Origin of the sequence: Paraoerskovia marina DSM 21750 (genome assembly GCF_000701465.1) — a bacterium.
GTDB classification, from domain to species: Bacteria; Actinomycetota; Actinomycetes; order Actinomycetales; family Cellulomonadaceae; genus Paraoerskovia; species Paraoerskovia marina.
In genome coordinates this window covers 124558-142555 of the sequence record NZ_JNIY01000004.1, presented here as the reverse complement: position 1 = coordinate 142555, position 17998 = coordinate 124558, and the positions used below count along the sequence as shown (strand labels likewise).

18 protein-coding genes, 1 tRNA gene and 1 other RNA gene are annotated in these 17998 nt (G+C 72.1%); 10 read left to right on the top strand and 10 right to left on the bottom strand.

What is annotated here, in order from left to right:
* The 8 genes from Q343_RS0106755 to ffs all read right to left on the bottom strand — a co-directional run bounded on the left by Q343_RS0106755 (position 1) and on the right by ffs (position 8116).
* A complete protein-coding gene (locus Q343_RS0106755; RefSeq protein WP_029252833.1) occupies positions 1-1344 on the bottom strand; it encodes an aspartate kinase in 1344 nt (447 codons plus the stop codon).
* Between the two features lie 144 nt (positions 1345-1488).
* Complete coding sequence (locus Q343_RS0106750) at positions 1489-2283, bottom strand: sulfite exporter TauE/SafE family protein (RefSeq protein WP_172829011.1); 795 nt, start codon at positions 2281-2283, stop codon at positions 1489-1491.
* Positions 2280-2843, bottom strand: a complete 564-nt coding sequence (locus tag Q343_RS0106745; protein ID WP_029252831.1) for a DUF5063 domain-containing protein — start codon at positions 2841-2843, stop codon at positions 2280-2282. The genes Q343_RS0106750 and Q343_RS0106745 overlap by 4 nt, the downstream gene beginning before the upstream one ends.
* Positions 2836-3435, bottom strand: coding sequence for a recombination mediator RecR (gene recR / locus Q343_RS0106740; protein ID WP_029252830.1), 600 nt, complete (start codon positions 3433-3435; stop codon positions 2836-2838). The genes Q343_RS0106745 and recR overlap by 8 nt, the downstream gene beginning before the upstream one ends.
* Before the next feature lie 62 nt (positions 3436-3497).
* Positions 3498-5906 (bottom strand): DNA polymerase III subunit gamma and tau, encoded by a 2409-nt coding sequence (locus tag Q343_RS0106735; protein WP_029252829.1) that lies wholly within the window; start codon positions 5904-5906, stop codon positions 3498-3500.
* Between the two features lie 64 nt (positions 5907-5970).
* Positions 5971-6786: a hypothetical protein gene (locus tag Q343_RS14485; RefSeq protein WP_052366967.1), complete on the bottom strand. Its 816-nt coding sequence runs from the start codon at positions 6784-6786 to the stop codon at positions 5971-5973.
* Positions 6787-6801: 15 nt separating this feature from the next.
* Positions 6802-7899, bottom strand: coding sequence for an acyltransferase family protein (locus Q343_RS0106725; RefSeq protein ID WP_162175472.1), 1098 nt, complete (start codon positions 7897-7899; stop codon positions 6802-6804).
* A gap of 120 nt (positions 7900-8019) precedes the next feature.
* An RNA gene (gene ffs, locus Q343_RS14845) (signal recognition particle sRNA small type) lies at positions 8020-8116 on the bottom strand.
* A 151-nt stretch (positions 8117-8267) separates the two neighbouring features.
* Between ffs and Q343_RS0106720 the strand changes: the two genes are divergently transcribed.
* Both Q343_RS0106720 and Q343_RS0106710 read left to right on the top strand, forming a co-directional pair.
* Positions 8268-8354: transfer RNA gene (locus tag Q343_RS0106720), tRNA-Ser, on the top strand.
* 599 nt (positions 8355-8953) lie between these two features.
* Entirely contained in the window at positions 8954-9223 is a 270-nt protein-coding gene (locus Q343_RS0106710) for a hypothetical protein (RefSeq protein ID WP_029252825.1), read from the top strand.
* Between the two features lie 13 nt (positions 9224-9236).
* Here Q343_RS0106710 and Q343_RS0106705 read toward each other — a convergent pair whose 3' ends face one another.
* Together Q343_RS0106705 and Q343_RS0106700 are read right to left on the bottom strand one after the other, a co-directional pair.
* Positions 9237-9857 carry a response regulator transcription factor gene (locus tag Q343_RS0106705; RefSeq protein WP_029252824.1) on the bottom strand — a complete coding sequence of 207 codons (621 nt, stop codon included), beginning with the start codon at positions 9855-9857 and terminating at the stop codon, positions 9237-9239.
* Positions 9854-11125: a sensor histidine kinase gene (locus tag Q343_RS0106700; RefSeq protein ID WP_155990665.1), complete on the bottom strand. Its 1272-nt coding sequence runs from the start codon at positions 11123-11125 to the stop codon at positions 9854-9856. The genes Q343_RS0106705 and Q343_RS0106700 overlap by 4 nt, the downstream gene beginning before the upstream one ends.
* Before the next feature lie 152 nt (positions 11126-11277).
* Here Q343_RS0106700 and Q343_RS0106695 point away from each other — a divergent pair, with 152 nt between their 5' ends.
* The 8 genes from Q343_RS0106695 to Q343_RS0106660 are packed head-to-tail and all read left to right on the top strand — an operon-like array spanning position 11278 to position 17997.
* A complete protein-coding gene (locus tag Q343_RS0106695) occupies positions 11278-12366 on the top strand; it encodes an ABC transporter permease (protein ID WP_029252822.1) in 1089 nt (362 codons plus the stop codon).
* 46 nt (positions 12367-12412) lie between these two features.
* Positions 12413-13090 (top strand): ABC transporter ATP-binding protein, encoded by a 678-nt coding sequence (locus tag Q343_RS0106690; protein WP_029252821.1) that lies wholly within the window; start codon positions 12413-12415, stop codon positions 13088-13090.
* 22 nt (positions 13091-13112) lie between these two features.
* A complete protein-coding gene (locus Q343_RS0106685; protein WP_029252820.1) occupies positions 13113-13787 on the top strand; it encodes a TetR/AcrR family transcriptional regulator in 675 nt (224 codons plus the stop codon).
* 24 nt (positions 13788-13811) lie between these two features.
* Complete coding sequence (locus Q343_RS0106680; RefSeq protein WP_029252819.1) at positions 13812-14750, top strand: ABC transporter ATP-binding protein; 939 nt, start codon at positions 13812-13814, stop codon at positions 14748-14750.
* Positions 14747-16363: an ABC transporter permease gene (locus Q343_RS0106675; RefSeq protein WP_029252818.1), complete on the top strand. Its 1617-nt coding sequence runs from the start codon at positions 14747-14749 to the stop codon at positions 16361-16363. The genes Q343_RS0106680 and Q343_RS0106675 overlap by 4 nt, the downstream gene beginning before the upstream one ends.
* A 43-nt stretch (positions 16364-16406) precedes the next feature.
* The gene (locus Q343_RS0106670) at positions 16407-16724 is read left to right on the top strand and encodes a type II toxin-antitoxin system VapB family antitoxin (protein WP_029252817.1); all 318 of its coding nucleotides are present in this window, start codon (positions 16407-16409) and stop codon (positions 16722-16724) included.
* Positions 16721-17395 carry a LytR C-terminal domain-containing protein gene (locus Q343_RS0106665; RefSeq protein ID WP_052366965.1) on the top strand — a complete coding sequence of 225 codons (675 nt, stop codon included), beginning with the start codon at positions 16721-16723 and terminating at the stop codon, positions 17393-17395. Before Q343_RS0106670 ends, Q343_RS0106665 begins: the two co-directional genes overlap by 4 nt.
* A complete protein-coding gene (locus Q343_RS0106660) occupies positions 17395-17997 on the top strand; it encodes a GNAT family N-acetyltransferase (RefSeq protein ID WP_029252815.1) in 603 nt (200 codons plus the stop codon). Before Q343_RS0106665 ends, Q343_RS0106660 begins: the two co-directional genes overlap by 1 nt.
* Position 17998: the final 1 nt, after the last annotated feature.

The following is a 17998-nucleotide window of genomic DNA, read 5'->3' as shown; positions in this document are numbered from 1 at the left end:
TCAGCGGCCGGTGCCGGCGTAGACGACGGCCTCGGCCTCGGTGTCGAGGTCGAACGCCGTGTGCACGGCGCGGACCGCGTCGTCGAGCGAGTCGGCGCGGGTCACCACCGAGATCCGGATCTCCGAGGTGGAGATCATCTCGATGTTGACGTTGGCGTCGCTCAGCGCCGCGAAGAACTTCGCAGAGACGCCGGGGTGCGACTTCATGCCCGCACCGATCAGCGACAGCTTGCCGATCTGGTCGTCGATCTGCAGCGACTCGAAGGTCACGTCGTCACGCAGCGCGTCGAGCGCCGTCGTGGCCTCGACGACCTGGTCGGCCGGGAGGGTGAACGAGATGTCCGTCTTCCCGGTCGCGGCGGCCGAGACGTTCTGGACGATCATGTCGATGTTCACGCCCGCGGACGCGACGTTCTCGAAGATGCGGGCGGCCGTGCCGGGGACGTCGGGGACACCGACGACGGTGATCTTGGCTTCGCTGCGGTCGTGGGCGACGCCGGAGATGATCGGGGCTTCCATGCTCGACTCCTGCTCGGACTCGTGGGATCGGGGCTGCGAGAGGCTCGCGAAGAGTGCGTCCGAGAGTCCGGGCGCGTCAGGCACGTCGGCATCGGGGTTGATGACGAGCGTGCCGGGATGGGCCGCGTACGACGAGCGGACGTGGATGGGGACGTTGTACCGCCGCGCGTACTCGACGCAGCGCAGGACGAGGACCTTGGCGCCCGACGCCGCCATCTCCAGCATCTCTTCGAAGGAGATGCGGTCGATCTTGCGCGCGGAGGGGACGATGCGGGGGTCCGCGGTGAACACGCCGTCGACGTCCGTGTAGATCTCACAGACGTCGGCGCCGAGCCCGGCGGCCAGCGCGACCGCCGTCGTGTCCGACCCGCCGCGCCCGAGCGTCGTCACGTCGCCCGCCTCCGGGTTGACGCCCTGGAAGCCCGCGACGATCGCGACGTGGCCCTTCTCGACCGTCTCGCGGATGCGACTCGGGACGACGTCGACGATCCGCGCGCGGCCGTGGACGGCGTCCGTGATGAGGCCGGCCTGCTGACCGGTGAAGGACTTGGCGCGGATCCCGAGGTTCGTGATCGCCATCGCGAGCAGCGACATCGAGATGCGCTCGCCCGCCGTGAGGAGGATGTCCATCTCTCGCTGCGGGGGCAGCGGGGTGATCTCCCGGGCCAGGTCGATCAGCTCGTCCGTCGTGTCCCCCATCGCGGAGACCACGACGACGACGTCGTTCCCTGCCCGTTTCGCCTCGGCGATGCGCTTCGCCACGCGCTTGATGCTCTCGGCGTCACCGACCGATGACCCGCCGAACTTCTGCACAATCAGTGCCATGGTGTGCTCCGTCTGTCGCCGGCCTCCGTCTCTCTCAACGGCCCGCCGGGTGCTTGATGGTTCACGACATCGTAGGCGCGTCCCGGTCGGCGGACCGCGATTCGTCCGTATACCGGGACTTCCCCGACCGGACGGCTCGAGCGGTCAGCCCGCGACGACGTCGTACCCGAGCGTGCAGATCAACGCACCCACCACGACGACGAACACGACCCGGACGAACCCGCTCCCCCGGGCGACGGCCATCCGGGCCCCCACGTACCCGCCGCAGAGGTTCGCGACACCGACGACGAGACCCAGCGCCCAGAGCACCGCGCCGTACGGGATGAAGAAGATCAGCGCACCGAGGTTGGTCGCGAAGTTGACGATCTTCGCGAGCGCGGACGCCGGCAGGAACGCGTACCCGAGCACGCTGACGAGCGAGATGACGAGGAACGTCCCGGTTCCCGGGCCGAGCAGCCCGTCGTAGAAGCCGATGACGAGGCCGAGGCCTGCGGCGATCCAGCGGTGGCCGTTGCCCTCCCAGCGCAGGTCGCTCGTGCGCCCGAGCTGCGGCTTGGCGATCGTGTAGACGGCGACCGCGACCAGCACGACCAGGATGATCGGTGTGAAGAGCTCCTCCGGGATGCGGGAGGCGAGCGCCGCGCCGCCGATCGCCCCGACCAGAGCAAACGCCGCCATCGGCATGGCCGTCCGCATGTCGGGGCCGACGCGCCGGTAGTACGTCGTCGCCGAGACCGAGGTGCCCATGATCGAGGCGAGCTTGTTGGTCGCCAGCGCCTGGACGGGGCTGATGCCCGGGACGAGGAGCAGCGCGGGCAGCTGGACGAGCCCGCCACCGCCCACCACGGCGTCGATCCAGCCTGCGACGAAGCCCGCGACGATCAGCAGGACGATCGTCAGCAGGTCGATCTCGAGCCCGCCCGACTCGAGGACCGTCACGCCTGCAGGGCGTCGTACTCGGCTTCCGCCGCGACGTCGTCATCCACGTCGAGGCGCAGGTGCGCGAGTACCATCACGAGCACGCGAGCCACGCCCGACGCCCGCTCCCCCCAGGACGACAGGTAGGAGAACTGCCACCACCACAGCGCCTCGGCGCGCCGGCCCGCGTCATAGTGCTGCAGACCCTTGGCGAGCGCCTCCGCGACCGTCGCGACGTCGTCGGACACCGCCGCACGCCCCACCTCGGCGCCCAGCACGGGGTCGACGACCTCCGCGTACTCGTCGAGCGAGTCGAACTGCAGGGCCAGGGACTCCCGCAGCGGGCCGAGGTCGGCCTCGTCGCCCGCGTCCGGCTCGAAGCGCTCCGGCGGCACGACGTCGACCATCGCCCCGAGGCGCGCACCGGCGGCGACCACGTCGGACACGGCGAGCAGCAGCACCGGGATCACCGCCCCGGACGTCGCACCGGAGCCGACCTCGACCGCCGTCGTCAGGAACGTGCGTGCCTGCTCGGCGAAGGCGTCGGCGACCTCGCCGAGATTCGTCCGGGACTCACCCACCGACCAACCGCCTTCCCTCGAACGCCCGACCGAGAGTCACCTCGTCGGCGTACTCCAAGTCTCCACCGACGGGCAGCCCGGACGCGAGTCGAGTCACGCGCAGACCCATCGGGGCGAGCAGTCGCGACAGGTACGTCGCCGTGGCCTCCCCCTCGACGTTCGGGTCGGTCGCGATGATGATCTCCTCGACCACGCCGTCGGCCAACCGCGTCATGAGCTGGCTCATGCGCAGGTCGTCCGGCCCGACGTTCTCGATCGGGTTGATGGCGCCGCCGAGCACATGGTACTTGCCGCGGTACTCACGCGTCCGCTCGACGGCAACGACGTCCTTGGCCTCCTCGACGACGCAGATGGTCGCCGGGGAACGACGCGGATCCGCACAGATCCGGCAGGTCGCGGACTCGGCGACGTTGCCGCACGTCTCGCAGAACTGCACGCGCGCCTTCACCTCGGTGAGTGCGTCGGCGAGCCGGCGCACGTCGGAGGTGTCGGCCGCCAGCAGATGGAAAGCGATCCGCTGCGCACTCTTGGGCCCGACGCCGGGTAGCCGGCCGAGCTCGTCGATCAGGTCTTGGACCGCGCCTTCATACACCCCGTCAGCCTACGGCGTACCGGCGACAGTCCGGCGCCGCACACCCGTGCGGGCCGCACCGACTACTGGCCCTCGGTGATCTCCTCGATCACGACGCCGCCCAGCATCGACTTCACGAGCGGGACACCGACCAGGCCGGTGGACGCGAGGTCCGGGTCGTCGGCAGACGTGTCCTCCTCGCCGGAGTCGTAGGAGGGCTTCACGGTCTGGCGTGGGGCCGGACGCGCTGCTCCGGCGTTCAGCCGGGCGTTGGCGATCGCGCGCTCCGCCGCCGTCGGGGCGGCGGGTGGTCGCGGTGCGCTCGTCGGGGCGGGTGCCGAGGATTCCGGGGCAGCGGGTTCCGGGTCCGGGTCCGGGTCCGGGTCGTCCGCGGTCTCGTCGCTCACGACCGATGGCGCCGAGACCCGGTTGCGGGGCGTACCGGCCAGCCAGGCGGCGTCGGCGGCGTCGTCCGTCGCCGACGAGGGCTGCTGGGCGACCGGTGCCGGCGAAGCCTGCGCGTCCGACCCCGAGGCCGGCTGCGTCGACGAGCTCGTGACCGACGACGACGCGGCAGGCCCGTCCCCGGACCCCGGGTCAGGGGTCCGCGACCCGCCGCCGCCGTCTCCACCCGACGCGTCGTCGACGGCGAACTCGACCCGGACGGGCGAACCGGCGACGGTCGAGACCGCCGGCGGCACGGCGTCCGGCCCGCCGAGGTCGCGGAACCGAGCGAACGAGCCCTGGTCGCGGAAACGGAGGGTCAGCAGGTCGTCGCCGAACTCGTACTGCGCGTTGCCGCGCATGATGGCGGGCAGCAGACCGTTGGCCTCACCGACCGCCTCCATGAGCCGGGACCAGCCCTGTCGCAGCACAGACTTCAGCGCGTCAGCTGCCAGGACAGGACCGTCCGACGTCGCGGGCTCCGGGCCGGACGGCTCGCTCGCCTCGGGCTCGGGCTCGCCCTCCGGCGCGGGCTCGGCTTCCGGTTCGACGTCAGCCCCCGGTCCCGCTTCCGGCTCGGGTGTCGACTCCAGCTCAGGGGTCGGTTCGGGTGCAGGGGTCGGTTCGGGTGCAGGCGTCGGCTCCGGCTCAGGCGTCGGCTCCGGCTCAGGCGTCGGCTCCGGCTCAGGCGTCGGCTCCGGTTCGGGCTTCGGTGCGACCGGCACCACCGGGGCGGCCTCGGCCGCCGGCTTCGACTTCCCCAGCGCCGCGCGGACCGCGTCGGCCCCGCGCGCCGTGGAGGCCGGGTTCGGCCGGGAGGACGTCGAGCCGGCTCCCGCGCGACTCTCCTCCGCACGACCGACCGTGGCCGGTGCAGCACCGACGCCTCCCCCGACGCCGCGCTCCAACCGCTCGACGCGTGCCGCGAGCGCCTGCGCCGCACCGTCGCCGGCGGGCACGAGCAGACGTGCACAGAGGAGTTCGAGGTGCAGGCGCGGTGACGTCGCACCGGTCATCTCGGTCAGCGTCGCGTTGACAAGGTCCGCGGCCCGGGAGAGCTCGGCCAGGCCGAGCCGCTCCGCCTGGTTCTGCATGCGGACCATCTGGTCGGCCGGGACGTCGCGCAGGACGGCCGCGGCGGCGTCGCCCGAGACGGCGATGATCACGAGGTCACGCAGGCGTTCGAGGAGGTCCTCGACGAACCGTCGCGGGTCGTGCCCGCTGGCGATCACGGTGTCGACCACGCGGAACATCGCGGCCCCGTCGGCGTTCGCCATCGCGTCGACGACGTCGTCGAGCAGCGTGGCGTGCGTGAACCCGAGGAGCGCGACGGCTCGCTCGTAGTCGACCTCGCCGTCCTCGGCACCGGCGAGCAGCTGGTCCATCACCGAGAGCGAGTCGCGGGCCGAGCCGCCGCCGGCGCGCACGACGAGCGGGATGACGCCGGCGCCGATCCGCATGCCCTCGAGGTCGCAGAGGTGCTCGATGTAGGGGCCGAGGACGTCCGGCGGGATCAGGCGGAACGGGTAGTGGTGCGTGCGCGAACGGATCGTGCCGATGACCTTGTCGGGCTCCGTCGTCGCGAAGATGAACTTCACGTGCGCGGGCGGCTCCTCGACGATCTTGAGGAGGGCGTTGAACCCGGCCGGCGAGACCATGTGCGCCTCGTCGATGATGAAGATCTTGAACCGGTCCCGGGTGGGGGCGAACGAGGCGCGTTCACGCAGGTCGCGCGCGTCGTCGACACCACCGTGCGAGGCCGCGTCGATCTCGACGACGTCCAGGCTCCCCGACCCGCCGTGGCCGAGCTCACGGCACGAGTCGCACTCCCCGCACGGGGTCGGGGTGGGGCCCTGCGCGCAGTTGAGGCACCGTGCCAGGATCCGGGCCGACGTCGTCTTGCCGCAGCCGCGTGGGCCGGAGAACAGGTAGGCGTGCGTGATGCGGTCGGACCGGAGCGCCTGCCCGATCGGCCCGGTCACATGGTCCTGCCCGATCACGTCCGCGAACGTGTCGGGGCGGTAGCGGCGGTACAGGGCGGTGCTCACCCCGGTCACTCTAGACGTCGAGACCGACACGAACATCCTGCAGGGATCGCGCCGTCGTCCCCGGTCAGTGCGTCGTGATCGGTGCCAGGTACAGGCCGGGGTCGCAGCCGCCCTCGCCCGGCTCGAGCTGGATGCGGTCGAAGCCGGAGAACCGCCACGCGGACTCGCCGACGTGTCGCACCCCGACGATGCAGTCGCGGGCCCGCAGCACCCCGACGGTGGCGACCAGCACGTCGGAGCCCTGGTCGGCCCGCACGTCCACGAACTCCGGGAACGCCTCGCGCAGTGCGGCCTCCGCCGTGGCGGGTGTCGCGTCGTCGGGGAGCGCGTCGAGTGCCGCCAGGACGGTCGCCTCGGCGTTTGGGTCCAGGGACGGCAGCGGCGTCGGCTCGGGGGCGGGCGCCCCGCCCAGGTCGTCGGGGCAGTCGATCTCGTCGCGGGTCGCCTCGGCGTCGTGCTCGTAGGCGTGCACGGTGAACCGCCAGCAGGTCAGCGACGTTCCCGCCGAGACCCCGGGGTCGAAGAACTCTCCGGACGATCCCCGGACCTCCGCCCGGATCGCCACCTCCACCGCGGCGCCCTCGTCGCTCCCGGAGTCTCCGTCCCAGCCGAGCACGGTGACGCCGTCCGGGCCGTCGGCGACGACCTGCGCCGCCAGGTTCTCCGCGCCGAGGGGGTCGGCGTACCGGGGCTCGAGATCCTCGGCGATCTGCTCAGCCGTCGCCTCGGCCTGCTGCTCGGCCACGCGGTCCCCGTCGTCCGGGACGGAGACCTCGTAGAACAGCCAGCCGACCAGGACCACGGCGAGGACGAGGAGCGCCCCCAGACCGATTCCGACGACCCTCAGTACGCTGCCCCCTGCAGACCTCGACGACGACATGCGCCGATCCTTCCACTAGAACCGGACGCCCGCGACGACGTCCCCGGCCATCTCACGCGGAGCGCGGGAAGGGAGCCACGGCGGAGCCTCGAGGTGTCCCGTGACGGTCCGGCGCAGCGGGCGGCCCCATCGACGGTCGACGAGGTGCAGGACGACCACCGAGATCACGACGGAGACCAGCAGAGCGCCGGCGAGCGCCACCCAGCGGCCGGCCCGGACGTCGAGGACCTCGATCACGGCCCACCCGAAGTACTCGTGCAGCAGGTAGAGCGGGTACGTCAGTGCGCCGAGCGTGCCCAGGAATCCCCAGTTCACCCGCTGCACCGGCCGCACAAGGACGGCCAGGCCCACCAGCCCGATCGCGACGACGACGAGCCCGGCCATCGCCCAGGCGTTCACCCCGCCCCCGGAGACGATCGCGTCGACGGAGCCCGTCTGGTGCGCGCCGGCGAGCCACGCCGCGAGCACGACGTTGAGGGTGAGCGCCCCGACCCGGGCCCGGCTGAACCCGAACCGGTGCAGCAGAAAGAGCATCATCCCGGCCGCGAACAGCGGCATCCAGCCGACGATCGTGAACGTCGCACCGAGACTCGGGTCGACGAGGTACGCCACCGTGAACCCGGTCGAGGCCAGCGTGGAGCCGACGACGAGCCGCCGCTCGGTGATCCCGGCGGCGAGCAGGAGCCCGACGAGGACGTAGAACTGCAGCTCGACCCAGAGCGTCCAGTAGACGCCGTCGACGGCGGGTACCCCGAGGGGTTCGCTCAGCATCGTCAGGTTCACCACGACGTCGGACGCGGAGCGCGGGGTGAACGTCGGCCACCACAGCCGCAGCGCCGCCGTCATGAGCACCGCGGTCCAGAACACGGGGAACAGCCGGCCCGCGCGGGAGCCGATGAAGTCCGGGATCGACCGGCCCCACGCCGACATCAGGATCACGAACCCGCTGATGACGAAGAACAGGTGGACGCCGACGTACCCGTAGCGCGTGAGCTCGGAGAGCACCGGGAAGACCTCCACCGGAAGCCCCTCGGCCCACCGCGAGTGGTCACGGGCCGTGAAGTGGAACAGGACGACGGCGAACGCCGCGACGAACCGGAGCCCGTCAAGCACGTGAAGACGCATATCCACCCAAGGTTGTCCGACAGCAGGACACTCGAGAGCAGGCTCTCGAGTGCAGCCACGGACTCTGCCAACCTTCGGGCAACTCGCATCTCGGGCCCGGGCGGAGACGCAAAGGACCCCCCGTACACCCGCCAGAGCCCACCTGCCCTTGCTGCCTTCCGGCCCTGGGGGAGTTCAGTGAGGTAACGCCGTACGAGGGGTCTGCCCCTAGCCTAGCGGCTGATGCGCCCGGATCGAAAACCGGCCCGGCCCCGCCTCGTGACCAACTGCACGACGACGCGGATTCGGTTCCCACGGCATCTGTCCGGTACCCTCGGATGGCTGCCGTACGTCCGTCGGGACGTGGGTCAGTACCAGGAGGATTCGCCTAGCGGCCTATGGCGCACGCTTGGAAAGCGTGTTGGGTGTGAAAGCCCTCGGGGGTTCGAATCCCCCATCCTCCGCAGAGACAGCGGCCCGTTGCACGCACGTGCAGCGGGCCGCTGTCGTTGACGGACTCGATGCCCTGATTTCCGCGGGCCCCCGGGTCGTCTCCACGTCAGCGACCCGTCTGGCCGAGACCGCTCGACAACCAGCGCACGCCCTCGAGTTCACTCCCTGGCCCTCCCCTCTCCGCCGACACCGTCTGTGGAAAGATCCGGGGCTGAACGACCGACGACACGATGCTGTGCCGTCGAGCGACAGAGAACCGGGGGGCTACTCAACACATGTACGGAATTCGCGGTACGACCTGGCGCCAGCCCGGTTGTTTCGCCACAGTCCTCATCGTTCTGGCGGCGATCTCCCTCGCACCCATCGCCTCAGGATTGCTCGGCAGCCTGATCCTCTGGGTGTGGAAGCTGACGACCACTCCCGAGACGGTCGACGTGGCCATGATGTACCTGAGCATCTTCGCGATCTTCGCAGGCGGACTCGTCTGGGCGGGGTTCCGGATTCATCGCCATCTCACGGCGCGCACGGTGTTCTGGTGCCCACGGTGCGGCGTGACGACGGACCCTCGTTTCGAGATCTGCCGCGCGTGCGGACGAGTGAAGTCGCACCGGTGAGCGCGACGGCTCGGGGGCCGAACCTCACGCGTCGTCGCGTCACCCTCGTCTGGCTCCTCATGGCCGCCGTCGGGCTCGTCTGGGCGAACGAGGAGACCGTGGTCGCCGTCCAGGTTCTCGGCCTCGCCGTGGTGGTGGTGCAGACGGTCCGGCTCATGGTCCACGGGCTCCGCGGGGACGCCGGTCGGGCTCGCGGCGCTCTGCTCGGGCTCGCGGCCGGCGCCGTCCTCACGGTCGTCGCGACCGTCGTCCCCGTCTGGACGTAGGGCCGGGCCTGTCTCAGAGCATCCCTCGTTCGCGCGCGACGGCGACCGCCCCGGTGCGTGACTGCGTGCCCAGCTTGGTGTTGATGTGGGCCAGGTGCGACTTCACGGTCGCGACGGACAGGAAGAGCTCGCGGGCGATCGCGTCGTTCGAGCGTCCGGCCGCGACGAGGCCGAGCACCTCGAGCTCCCGGGCGCTGAGGTTCTGCTCGGGGGCGCGCATCCGGCCGAAGATCCGCTGCTGCACCGCCGCTCCGAACGACATCTCTCCCGCGGCGGCCGAGCGGATGGCGCGGGCCAGCTCCTCCGTCGGCGCGTCCTTCAGGACGTACCCGGTGGCTCCGGACTCGATGGCGGCGAGGATGTCGGCGTCCGACCCGTACATGGTCACGACGAGCACGGGCACGGCGTAGGTCTCGACGATGGCGCCGGTCGCCTCGACACCGCCCATCGCGGTCGTCCCGAAGCGCAGGTCCATCAGGATGACGTCCGCGGTATCGCCGTCGCGCAGCCAGTCGAGCAGCGCCTCGGCGGTCGCCGACTCGTGCACCACCTGCATGTCGTCATGGGAGTCGACGACGGCGCGCAGGCCGGCGCGGACGACGGGGTGGTCGTCGGCCAGGACGACGTCGATCATGCGGTCACCTCCGGGTCGGGCACGGTCGCCCCGGGCGGCGGCCCAGCCTCGTGGACGGGGAAAGTGACCGCGAGCGCCGTCCCTCGCCCGGGTGCCGACTCGAGGACGACGGTCCCGGCGAGCTCGTGGACGCGCGAGCGGATCGCGGGAAGGCCGAAGCCGCCGCTCCCGGAACCTCGCGTCGGGGAGACGGCGGGGTCGAACCCGTGCCCGTCGTCGACGACGTCGAGGGTCACCCGCTCGGGCTCGTAGGTGAGGGTGAGGCGCGCGTGGGCGGCGTCGGCGTGCCGGCTGACGTTCGCGAGCGCGGACTGCGCGATCCGCAGGACGGCCGTCTCCACCGGGACGGGCAGCGCGCGCGGCTCCCCGCAGGTCTCGACGTCGACGGTCAGGGGCGTCGCGTCGTCGGAGGACGCGGTGGCGGTCCGTCCGGCGACGCGGCGGAGCGCTCCGACGAGCGTCGTGCGGTGCAGATCGGCCGGCGTGAGGTCCTCGACGAGCCGGCGCGCGTCCGCGAGGCTGTCCTGGGCCGCGGTGCGGGCCTGGTCGACGAGGCGACGGGCTCGGGCGTCGTCGGCGCCGATCGCGGGTTCGGCGGTGCGCAGCAGCAGCTCGATCGCGGTGAGCGACTGCGCGACGGTGTCGTGGATGTCGCGGGCGACCCGTTCCCGCTCGGCGGCGACGGCGTTCTCACGGTCGGCGGCCGCGAGGTGCAGGCGCGCGGCGGTGAGCTCCTCGACCGTGCGCTGACGGGCCTCCGACTCCCGGACGAGAGCCTCGAGCCCCAGCACCACCCCGATCGCCACGGCTGCCCCGAAGAGCGGGCCGAGGACGAACCCGGTCCAGGAGTCGCCCGGGCTCACCTGCACGAGCAGCCCCTCGGCGATCGCCAGGGCGGCGGTCGCGAGGACCATCAACGGCCCCCGGTGCGGGCCGAGGACGTGCATCTGCAGGAACATCAGCGGGAAGGCGATCCAGAGCGCCCCGGGCGTCAACCAGAGCAGGACGGCCCACGGGAGGAGCAGCGCGAGGATCCACGTCGTGTCGGGCCACCAGGCACCGCGGGGTGCGGAGATGGGACGCTGCTGGACGCGGACGGTGAGCCGTCCCCACACGTAGACCCCGAGGAGCACGACGGCCGCGAGCGCCGCGGGTGCCCTCGACCCGGCGGGGGCCGCGACGACCGCGACGACGACGAGCGCGCCCGTCAGCACGTCGAGCCCCACGAAGAGGCCGCGCGCCACGGGTGGCCTTGGGTGCCGGTTCACCCGATCCACGGTAGTCGCGTGCTGGAACCGCGCATCGTCCGAAAGGTTGACCGCGGCGTCGACCTTCGGCGCGGGAGAGTCACTCCCGCGCCCGATGACCCGGGGGTGTGCGCGACGGAGGCTGGAACCAGTCCCACCACCCGGAGGTTTCCGTGTTCGTCGCCCTACGTGACCTGAAGAACGCCCGCGGTCGATTCGTCCTGATGTCCGTCGTGATCATCCTGATCACGTTCCTCGTCACCTTCCTCTCCTCGTTGACCGCCGGGCTCGCCCGGGAGTCGACGTCGGCCGTCACGGACCTGCCGTCCGACCATCTGGCGTTCTCGATGCCGAGCGCCGACGACAGCCCCGAGTTCACGGCCTCCCGCGTGACCGCGGACCAGTGGACCGGCTGGGAGGACGTCGACGGCGTCGAGTCGGCCGATCCCCTGGGCGTGGCGACGACGCGGGCCGAGTCCGCGAGCACCACCGCGGGGGTCACCGCGCTCGGCGTGGAGCCCGGGTCGGGCCTGGTCCCGGGCGGCGACGTCGCGTCCGGGGAGGTCGTGCTCACCCCGGGTGCGGCCGCCGACCTCGACGCCGAGGTCGGCGACGCCGTCACGATGGGGGGCAGCGACCTCACGGTGGCGGCCGTCGTCGACGCGGACGAGTCGTTCTCGCACTCCCCCGTCGTGTGGACGACGCTCGACGACTGGCAGGCGATCGGCGCCCGCGGCGCGACGGGCGAGAGCGACGGCCCGGTCGCCTCGGTGGTCGCCCTGTCGAGCTCTGGCACCGACGCGTTCGCGACGGCGGACGCCGATCTCGGCACCACGACGGTCACGACGTCCGACGCCCGCTCGGCGGTCCCGTCGTTCGCCGGCGAGAACCTCTCCCTGACGACGATGCAGCTGTTCCTGCTCGTGATCTCCGCGCTCGTCGTGGGTGCGTTCTTCACCGTCTGGACGATCAGCCGGTCCGCGGACATCGCGGTCCTCAAGGCGCTCGGGGCCTCGACCCCGTATCTGCTCAAGGACGCACTCGGCCAGGCGGCGCTCGTCCTGACCGGCGGTGTCGCCGTGGGCACGGGCCTGACCGTCCCGGGGGCCGCCGTGCTTCCCGCCGCAGTCCCGGTCTCGGTGTCCTGGTCCACGACCCTCGTCCCGGCGGTCGCGCTCGTCGTCCTCGGGCTCGTGGGCGCGGCGGTCTCCGTCGCCCGGATCACCCGGGTCGACCCGCACGCCGCCCTCGCCGCGCACTGACCTGCTCGGAACCCGCCCCACCACGTACCGACCGAAGGAGAACCCGGTGGATCTGCACCTGGAGCACGTCACCCTCGTCTACCCCGACGGGGAGAGCACCCTCACCGCCGTCGACGACGTCAGTCTCACCGTCCCGGCCGGGACCACGACGGCGCTGCTCGGGCCGTCGGGCGCCGGCAAGTCGAGCCTTCTGGCCGTCGCGGCGGGGCTGACGGCCCCGTCCTGGGGGCAGGTCCGGATCGGCGAGAGCGTCGTCTTCGAGCCGACGACGTCGGTCGCGGACGCCACGCGCGTGCGCCGGGACCGCATCGGGATGGTGTTCCAGGCGCCGCAGCTCCTCGGGTCGCTGACCGCGCTGGAGCAGCTGGAGCTCCACGCCCACCTGCGCGGCGAGAAGCCGGCGAGCCTGCGCGACCGCTCGCTCGAGCTCCTCGACGCGGTGGGCGTCGTCGACCACGCGGCGAAGCGGCCCGCCCAGCTCTCGGGCGGTCAGCGACAGCGGATCGCGATCGCTCGGGCACTGGTGGGTGAGCCCGACGTGCTGCTCGTCGACGAGCCGACCTCCGCCCTGGACCACGAGCGCGGCGTCCAGGTGGTCGAGCTGATCACCGGCCTGGCCCGGTCCACCGGGGCTGCCACCGTGCTGGTCTCGCACGACTCCTCGACGCTGGCATCCGTGGACGCGACCGTGCAGATGGTCGACGCGCGCCTCGACAGCGTCTGAACAGGCGTATAGCCTGTTGAACATGCGTTCAGCAGGCAGCTCGACCCCCCCGCCCGAGGACCTCACCGCCCGGGCGAGGATCCGCGACGCCGCGATCGTGCGCTGGGGCACCGACGGGTTCGGCACGGGTCTGCGCGCGGTCGCCGCCGACGCCGGTGTCAGCGCCGGGCTCGTCATCCACCACTTCGGGTCCAAGGACGGGCTGCGAGCCGCGTGCGACGAGCACGTCTTCGAAATCGTCCGGACCAGCAAGACCGAGTCGGTCGGCGGCACGGGCGACCCCCTCGCCCAGCTCGCGTCGATGGACGAGTACGCCCCGCTCCTCGCCTACGTCGTGCGCACGCTCCAGGCCGGCGGCCCGGCCGCCCGCGCGTTCGTCGAGCGGATGATCGACGACGCCGCGGGGTACGTGCGGGCCGGGGTCGCCGCCGGCACCATCAGGCCCTCCCGGGACGAGCACGCCCGCGCCCGGTTCATGACACTGGCCTCGCTCGGGGCGCTCCTGCTGCACGTCGCGCTCGACGAGCCCGACATCGCCGCACGGCCCGCCGCGACCATGCGCGCGTGGAGCGACAGCATCGCGCTCCCCGCCCTCGAGCTCTACACGGACGGGTTCTTCACCTCGGGCGAGATCCTCGACGGGTACCTCGCCTACAGCAGCGACCCGCCGCCGTCGGACGCGCCCCCACACCCCTGAGCCACTCCCCCACCCTGGAGAAGCATGTCCACCACCGACACCCCCGTCGAGATCCACGACCTCGTCAAGACGTTCGGCACGGTCCGGGCCCTCGACGGATTCAGCATGACCGTCCGCCGCGGCGAGGTCGCCGGGTTCCTCGGCCCCAACGGCGCCGGCAAGTCCACCACGATCCGCGTCCTGCTCGGCCTGATCAAGGCCGACGGCGGGAGCGCCCGCCTGCTCGGCGGCGACCCGTGGGCCGACGCCGTCGACCTGCACCGGCGCCTCGCCTACGTGCCCGGCGACGTCAACCTCTGGCCCAATCTCTCGGGCGGCGAGGCCATCGACCTGCTGACCCGGCTGCGCGGCCCCGTCGACCCGGGCCGCCGCGCCGACCTCCTCGAACGCTTCGAGCTCGACCCGTCGAAGAAGGCCCGCACCTACTCCAAGGGCAACCGGCAGAAGGTCGCGCTCGTCGCGGCGCTCGCCGCCGACACCGAGCTCCTGATCCTCGACGAGCCGACCTCAGGGCTGGACCCGCTGATGGAGTCCGTCTTCACCGACTGCGTCCGCGAGGCCACCGACCGGGGCGCGTCGGTGCTGCTGTCGAGCCACATCCTCGGCGAGGTGGAGAAGCTCTGCGACACGGTCACGATCATCCGCGCCGGCAAGGACGTCCAGTCCGGCACGCTCGACGACCTGCGGCACCTGACCCGCTCGACGTACACCGCCGACGTCACCGGCGACCCCGGGGACCTCACAGCGATCGACGCGGTCCACGACCTCACGGTGAGCCCGGTCGGCGACGGCGGAGTCGTCACCGTCTCGTTCTCGGCGGACAACGACCGCACCGACGAGGTGGTCGCCGCGCTCTCCGGCCTGGGCCTGCGCCGTCTGGTCACCGCACCGCCGTCGCTCGAGGAGATGTTCCTGCGCCACTACGGCGACGACGTCACCGGCTCCCGGACGGTCCAGGGATGACCGGCACCTGGACCCTCGTCCGGCACGGCCTGCGCCGGGACCGGCTCCGGATCGCGATCTGGGCGGTCGCGGCCTCGCTGATGTTCCCGTACGGGATCCTCGCGCTCGACGCGATCTACCCGACCGCCGCCGACCGGCAGGTGCGAGCCGACCTCGTCTCGACCCCGGCCGCCACGATCATGACCGGCCCGGGCTACGGCATGGAGGACTACACGCTCGGCGCGATGACGGCCAACGAGTTCACGCCGTTCGTCGTCGTCGCGATCTGCATCATGTCGATCCTGCTGGCCGTCCGGCACACCCGCGCGGAGGAGGAGACGGGGCGCACCGAGCTCGTCCGGGCCGGCGTCGTCGGGCGCAGCGCGCAGGGGGTCTCCGCGTTCGTCGTCGTCACCGTGGCGAACCTGGCGGTCGCGACACTGAGCACCGTGCTGATCCTCGCCTCCGGTGCCGGAATCGACGGGTCGGCGATCACCGTCGTCGACACCCTCGCACTGACCTCCGGCATGGCCCTGACCGGGATGGCCTTCGGCGCCGTGGCCCTGGTGACCGCGCAGGTCACCGAGCACGCGCGCACCGCCAGCGGCCTCGCCATGGCCGCCCTCGGCGCGGCCTTCGTCGTGCGCGCCGCGGGCGACATCCAGGAGACCCACGGCTCGACGCTCTCCTGGTTCTCCCCGCTGGCGTGGGCGCAGCAGATGCGCCCGTTCGTCGACCTGCGGTGGTGGCCGCTCGCGCTCACCCTGGCACTCGTCGTCGTTCTCCTGGCGGTCGCCTCGACGCTCAGCGCGAGGCGCGACCTCGGGGCCGGGCTCGTCGCGCCGCGGAGCGGGCGGGCGACGGCACGGCCCGGGCTGCGGTCCCCGTTCGCTCTCGCCTGGCGACTTCAGCGCGCCTCGGTCGTCGCGTGGGGTGCCGGGATCGGGCTGCTCGCACTCCTGTCCGGGACGTTCGCCAGCTCGATGGACGACATGCTCGAGATGGTCGAGGGCAACGAGGCCGCCGCGGCGATCTTCGGCGACGCCGACCAGATCCTCGACGGCTTCAACTCCGTGATGATCCTCTACCTCGGCCTGATGGTGACGGCGTTCGCGATCTCGTCGATCTCGCGTGCGCGCGCCGAGGAGCAGTCCGGCCGTGCCGAGCCGCTGTTCGCCGGCCCCGTCGCCCGCACGCGCTGGCTCGGTGCCCAGCTCGCGGTCACCGCCGTCGGCACGGTCCTGGTCCTCGTCGTGGCGGCCGTCGGGCTCGCCGCGGGCGAGCTGGTCGCGGGGGTCGGGAACGACGTCGCGCTGGACGTCGCGGTGGGGACGCTCGCGTACCTGCCGGCGGTCGCCGTCGTGGTCGGGGCAGTCCTGGCGCTCTACGGCCTGGTCGGGCGCGACCTCGGCGTCGGGTGGCTCCTCCTGGTCTACGGGTTCGTGGCCGGGCTGTTCGGCCCGCTGTTCGAGCTCCCCGAGTGGGCGATGCGCCTCTCGCCGTTCTACTCCGTGCCCGACGTCGCCGACACGGATCCCACGGCAGGGCCGCTCATCATCCTCACGGCCGTTGCGGCAGCGCTGATCCTCGCGGCATTTGTCGGGTTCCGACGACGCGACCTCACCACTGGATGAGAAGTTCCCAGTGTCAGGGCGCCCCTCACCTAGACTGGCCCGCATGATCTTCAGGTCCGTCGGCGAGGGGCGCCCGTACCCCGAGCACGGTCGAGAGAACCCGAGCGACTGGTCGGACGTCCCGCCACGCCAGGTGCGGCTCGACGAGCTCGTCACGACCAAGCGCATCCTCCACCTCGACGGTCTGCTGGCCGAGGACTCCACGTTCTACGGCGACCTCTTCGCTCACGTCGTCGAGTTCCGCGGCGTCCTGTACCTTGAGGACGGCTTGCACCGGGCGATGCGGGCGGCGCTTCAGCAGCGGCCGGTGCTCCACGCGCGGGTCTTGACGATCGACGACGAGCAGGTGGGCACCCCGTGACAACTCCGCAGCAGCCGACGGCACGTGACCGTCGACGGCGACGCGAGCACGAGCGCCAGGCCCTCGTGTTCGGGATCCTGATCGCGATCCTCGCCGTGATTGGCGTCGGGTCTCTCGCCGTCTACACCGGGGCGGTCGAGTCGCCCTTCAACCGCGGGTTCACCACCATCGGCGAGAGCAAGGACACGCTCCAGCAGCCCTGTGTCCCCGACGAGACGATGCCGGTCTCGTACAAGTCCGTCTCGGTCACCGTGCTGAACGCGAGCGGCCGCACCGGCATCGCGACCATCACCGGCGACATGCTCGCCGACCGCGGGTTCCAGGTCGCCGAGGTGGGCAACGCGCTGGACGAGAACGGCAACGCCGAGGAGCTCCCGTACACGTTGGTCAGCTCCAACGCCGCCGGCCTCGCCGCCGCGTACACGGTGGCGGCCCAGCTGACGAACTCCGCCGTCGTGCTCGACGACCGGCCGGAGCCCACCGTCGACGTCCGGGTCGGCGCGAACTTCGACGGACTCATCCCCGAGGACGAGGTCACGCTCGAGGCCGACGTCCCGCTCACGAGCCCGGACCAGTGCACCGACGTCGAGGACATCACGCCCCGCCACTCCCCGGAGCCGGAACCCGAGGCGACAGAGGAAGGCGCGGACAGCACGGAGGCCTCGAGCTGATGACGATCCGCCCGGCGCGCGCCTCGGACCCCTCCGAGGTCGACGCGCTCTACGACATCTGCCTGCGCACCGGCGCCGACGGCCAGGACGCCTCGGGCCGCTTCGAGGACCCCCGCCTGCTCGGCGAGGTCTATCTCGGCGCGTATCTGGCGCTGGAGCCGTCGCTCGCCTTCGTCGTGACGTCCGAGGACGACCGACCCCTCGGCTACGTGCTCGGCGTGCCGGACACCACGTCGTTCGAGGAGCGCCTCGAGTCCGAGTGGTGGCCCGCGCTGCGCGAGCGCTACCCGCTCGACGGCGTCTCGCCCGACTCCCCCGACGCCGGCCTCGTACGTCAGATCCACGCGCCGCACCGCACCGAGGCGCCCTGGCTCGCGGACTACCCCGCACACCTGCACGTCGACCTGCTCCCCGAGGCGCAGGGCGGCGGCAACGGGCGCCGGCTCCTCGAGGAGCTCTTCGACGCCCTCCGTGACCACGGGATCCCCGGCGTCCACCTCGGGGTCTCGGACACCAACACGTCGGCGATCGGGTTCTACCGACACCTCGGGTTCGAGCCCCTGCCGGCCGGCAGCACCGTGCTCGGCCTCACCCTCGACTGAG

Excerpts from the sequence above, each read along its gene's own strand:
- Q343_RS0106755 (WP_029252833.1), bottom strand. The coding sequence starts at position 1,344 with ATGGCACTGATTGTGCAGAAGTTCGGCGGGTCATCGGTCGGTGACGCC.
- Q343_RS14485 (WP_052366967.1), bottom strand. The coding sequence starts at position 6,786 with ATGTCGTCGTCGAGGTCTGCAGGGGGCAGCGTACTGAGGGTCGTCGGA.
- Q343_RS0106705 (WP_029252824.1), bottom strand. The coding sequence starts at position 9,857 with ATGATCGACGTCGTCCTGGCCGACGACCACCCCGTCGTCCGCGCCGGC.
- Q343_RS0106685 (WP_029252820.1), top strand. The coding sequence starts at position 13,113 with ATGCGTTCAGCAGGCAGCTCGACCCCCCCGCCCGAGGACCTCACCGCC.
- Q343_RS0106680 (WP_029252819.1), top strand. The coding sequence starts at position 13,812 with ATGTCCACCACCGACACCCCCGTCGAGATCCACGACCTCGTCAAGACG.
- Q343_RS0106675 (WP_029252818.1), top strand. The coding sequence starts at position 14,747 with ATGACCGGCACCTGGACCCTCGTCCGGCACGGCCTGCGCCGGGACCGG.
- Q343_RS0106670 (WP_029252817.1), top strand. The coding sequence starts at position 16,407 with ATGATCTTCAGGTCCGTCGGCGAGGGGCGCCCGTACCCCGAGCACGGT.
- Q343_RS0106660 (WP_029252815.1), top strand. The coding sequence starts at position 17,395 with ATGACGATCCGCCCGGCGCGCGCCTCGGACCCCTCCGAGGTCGACGCG.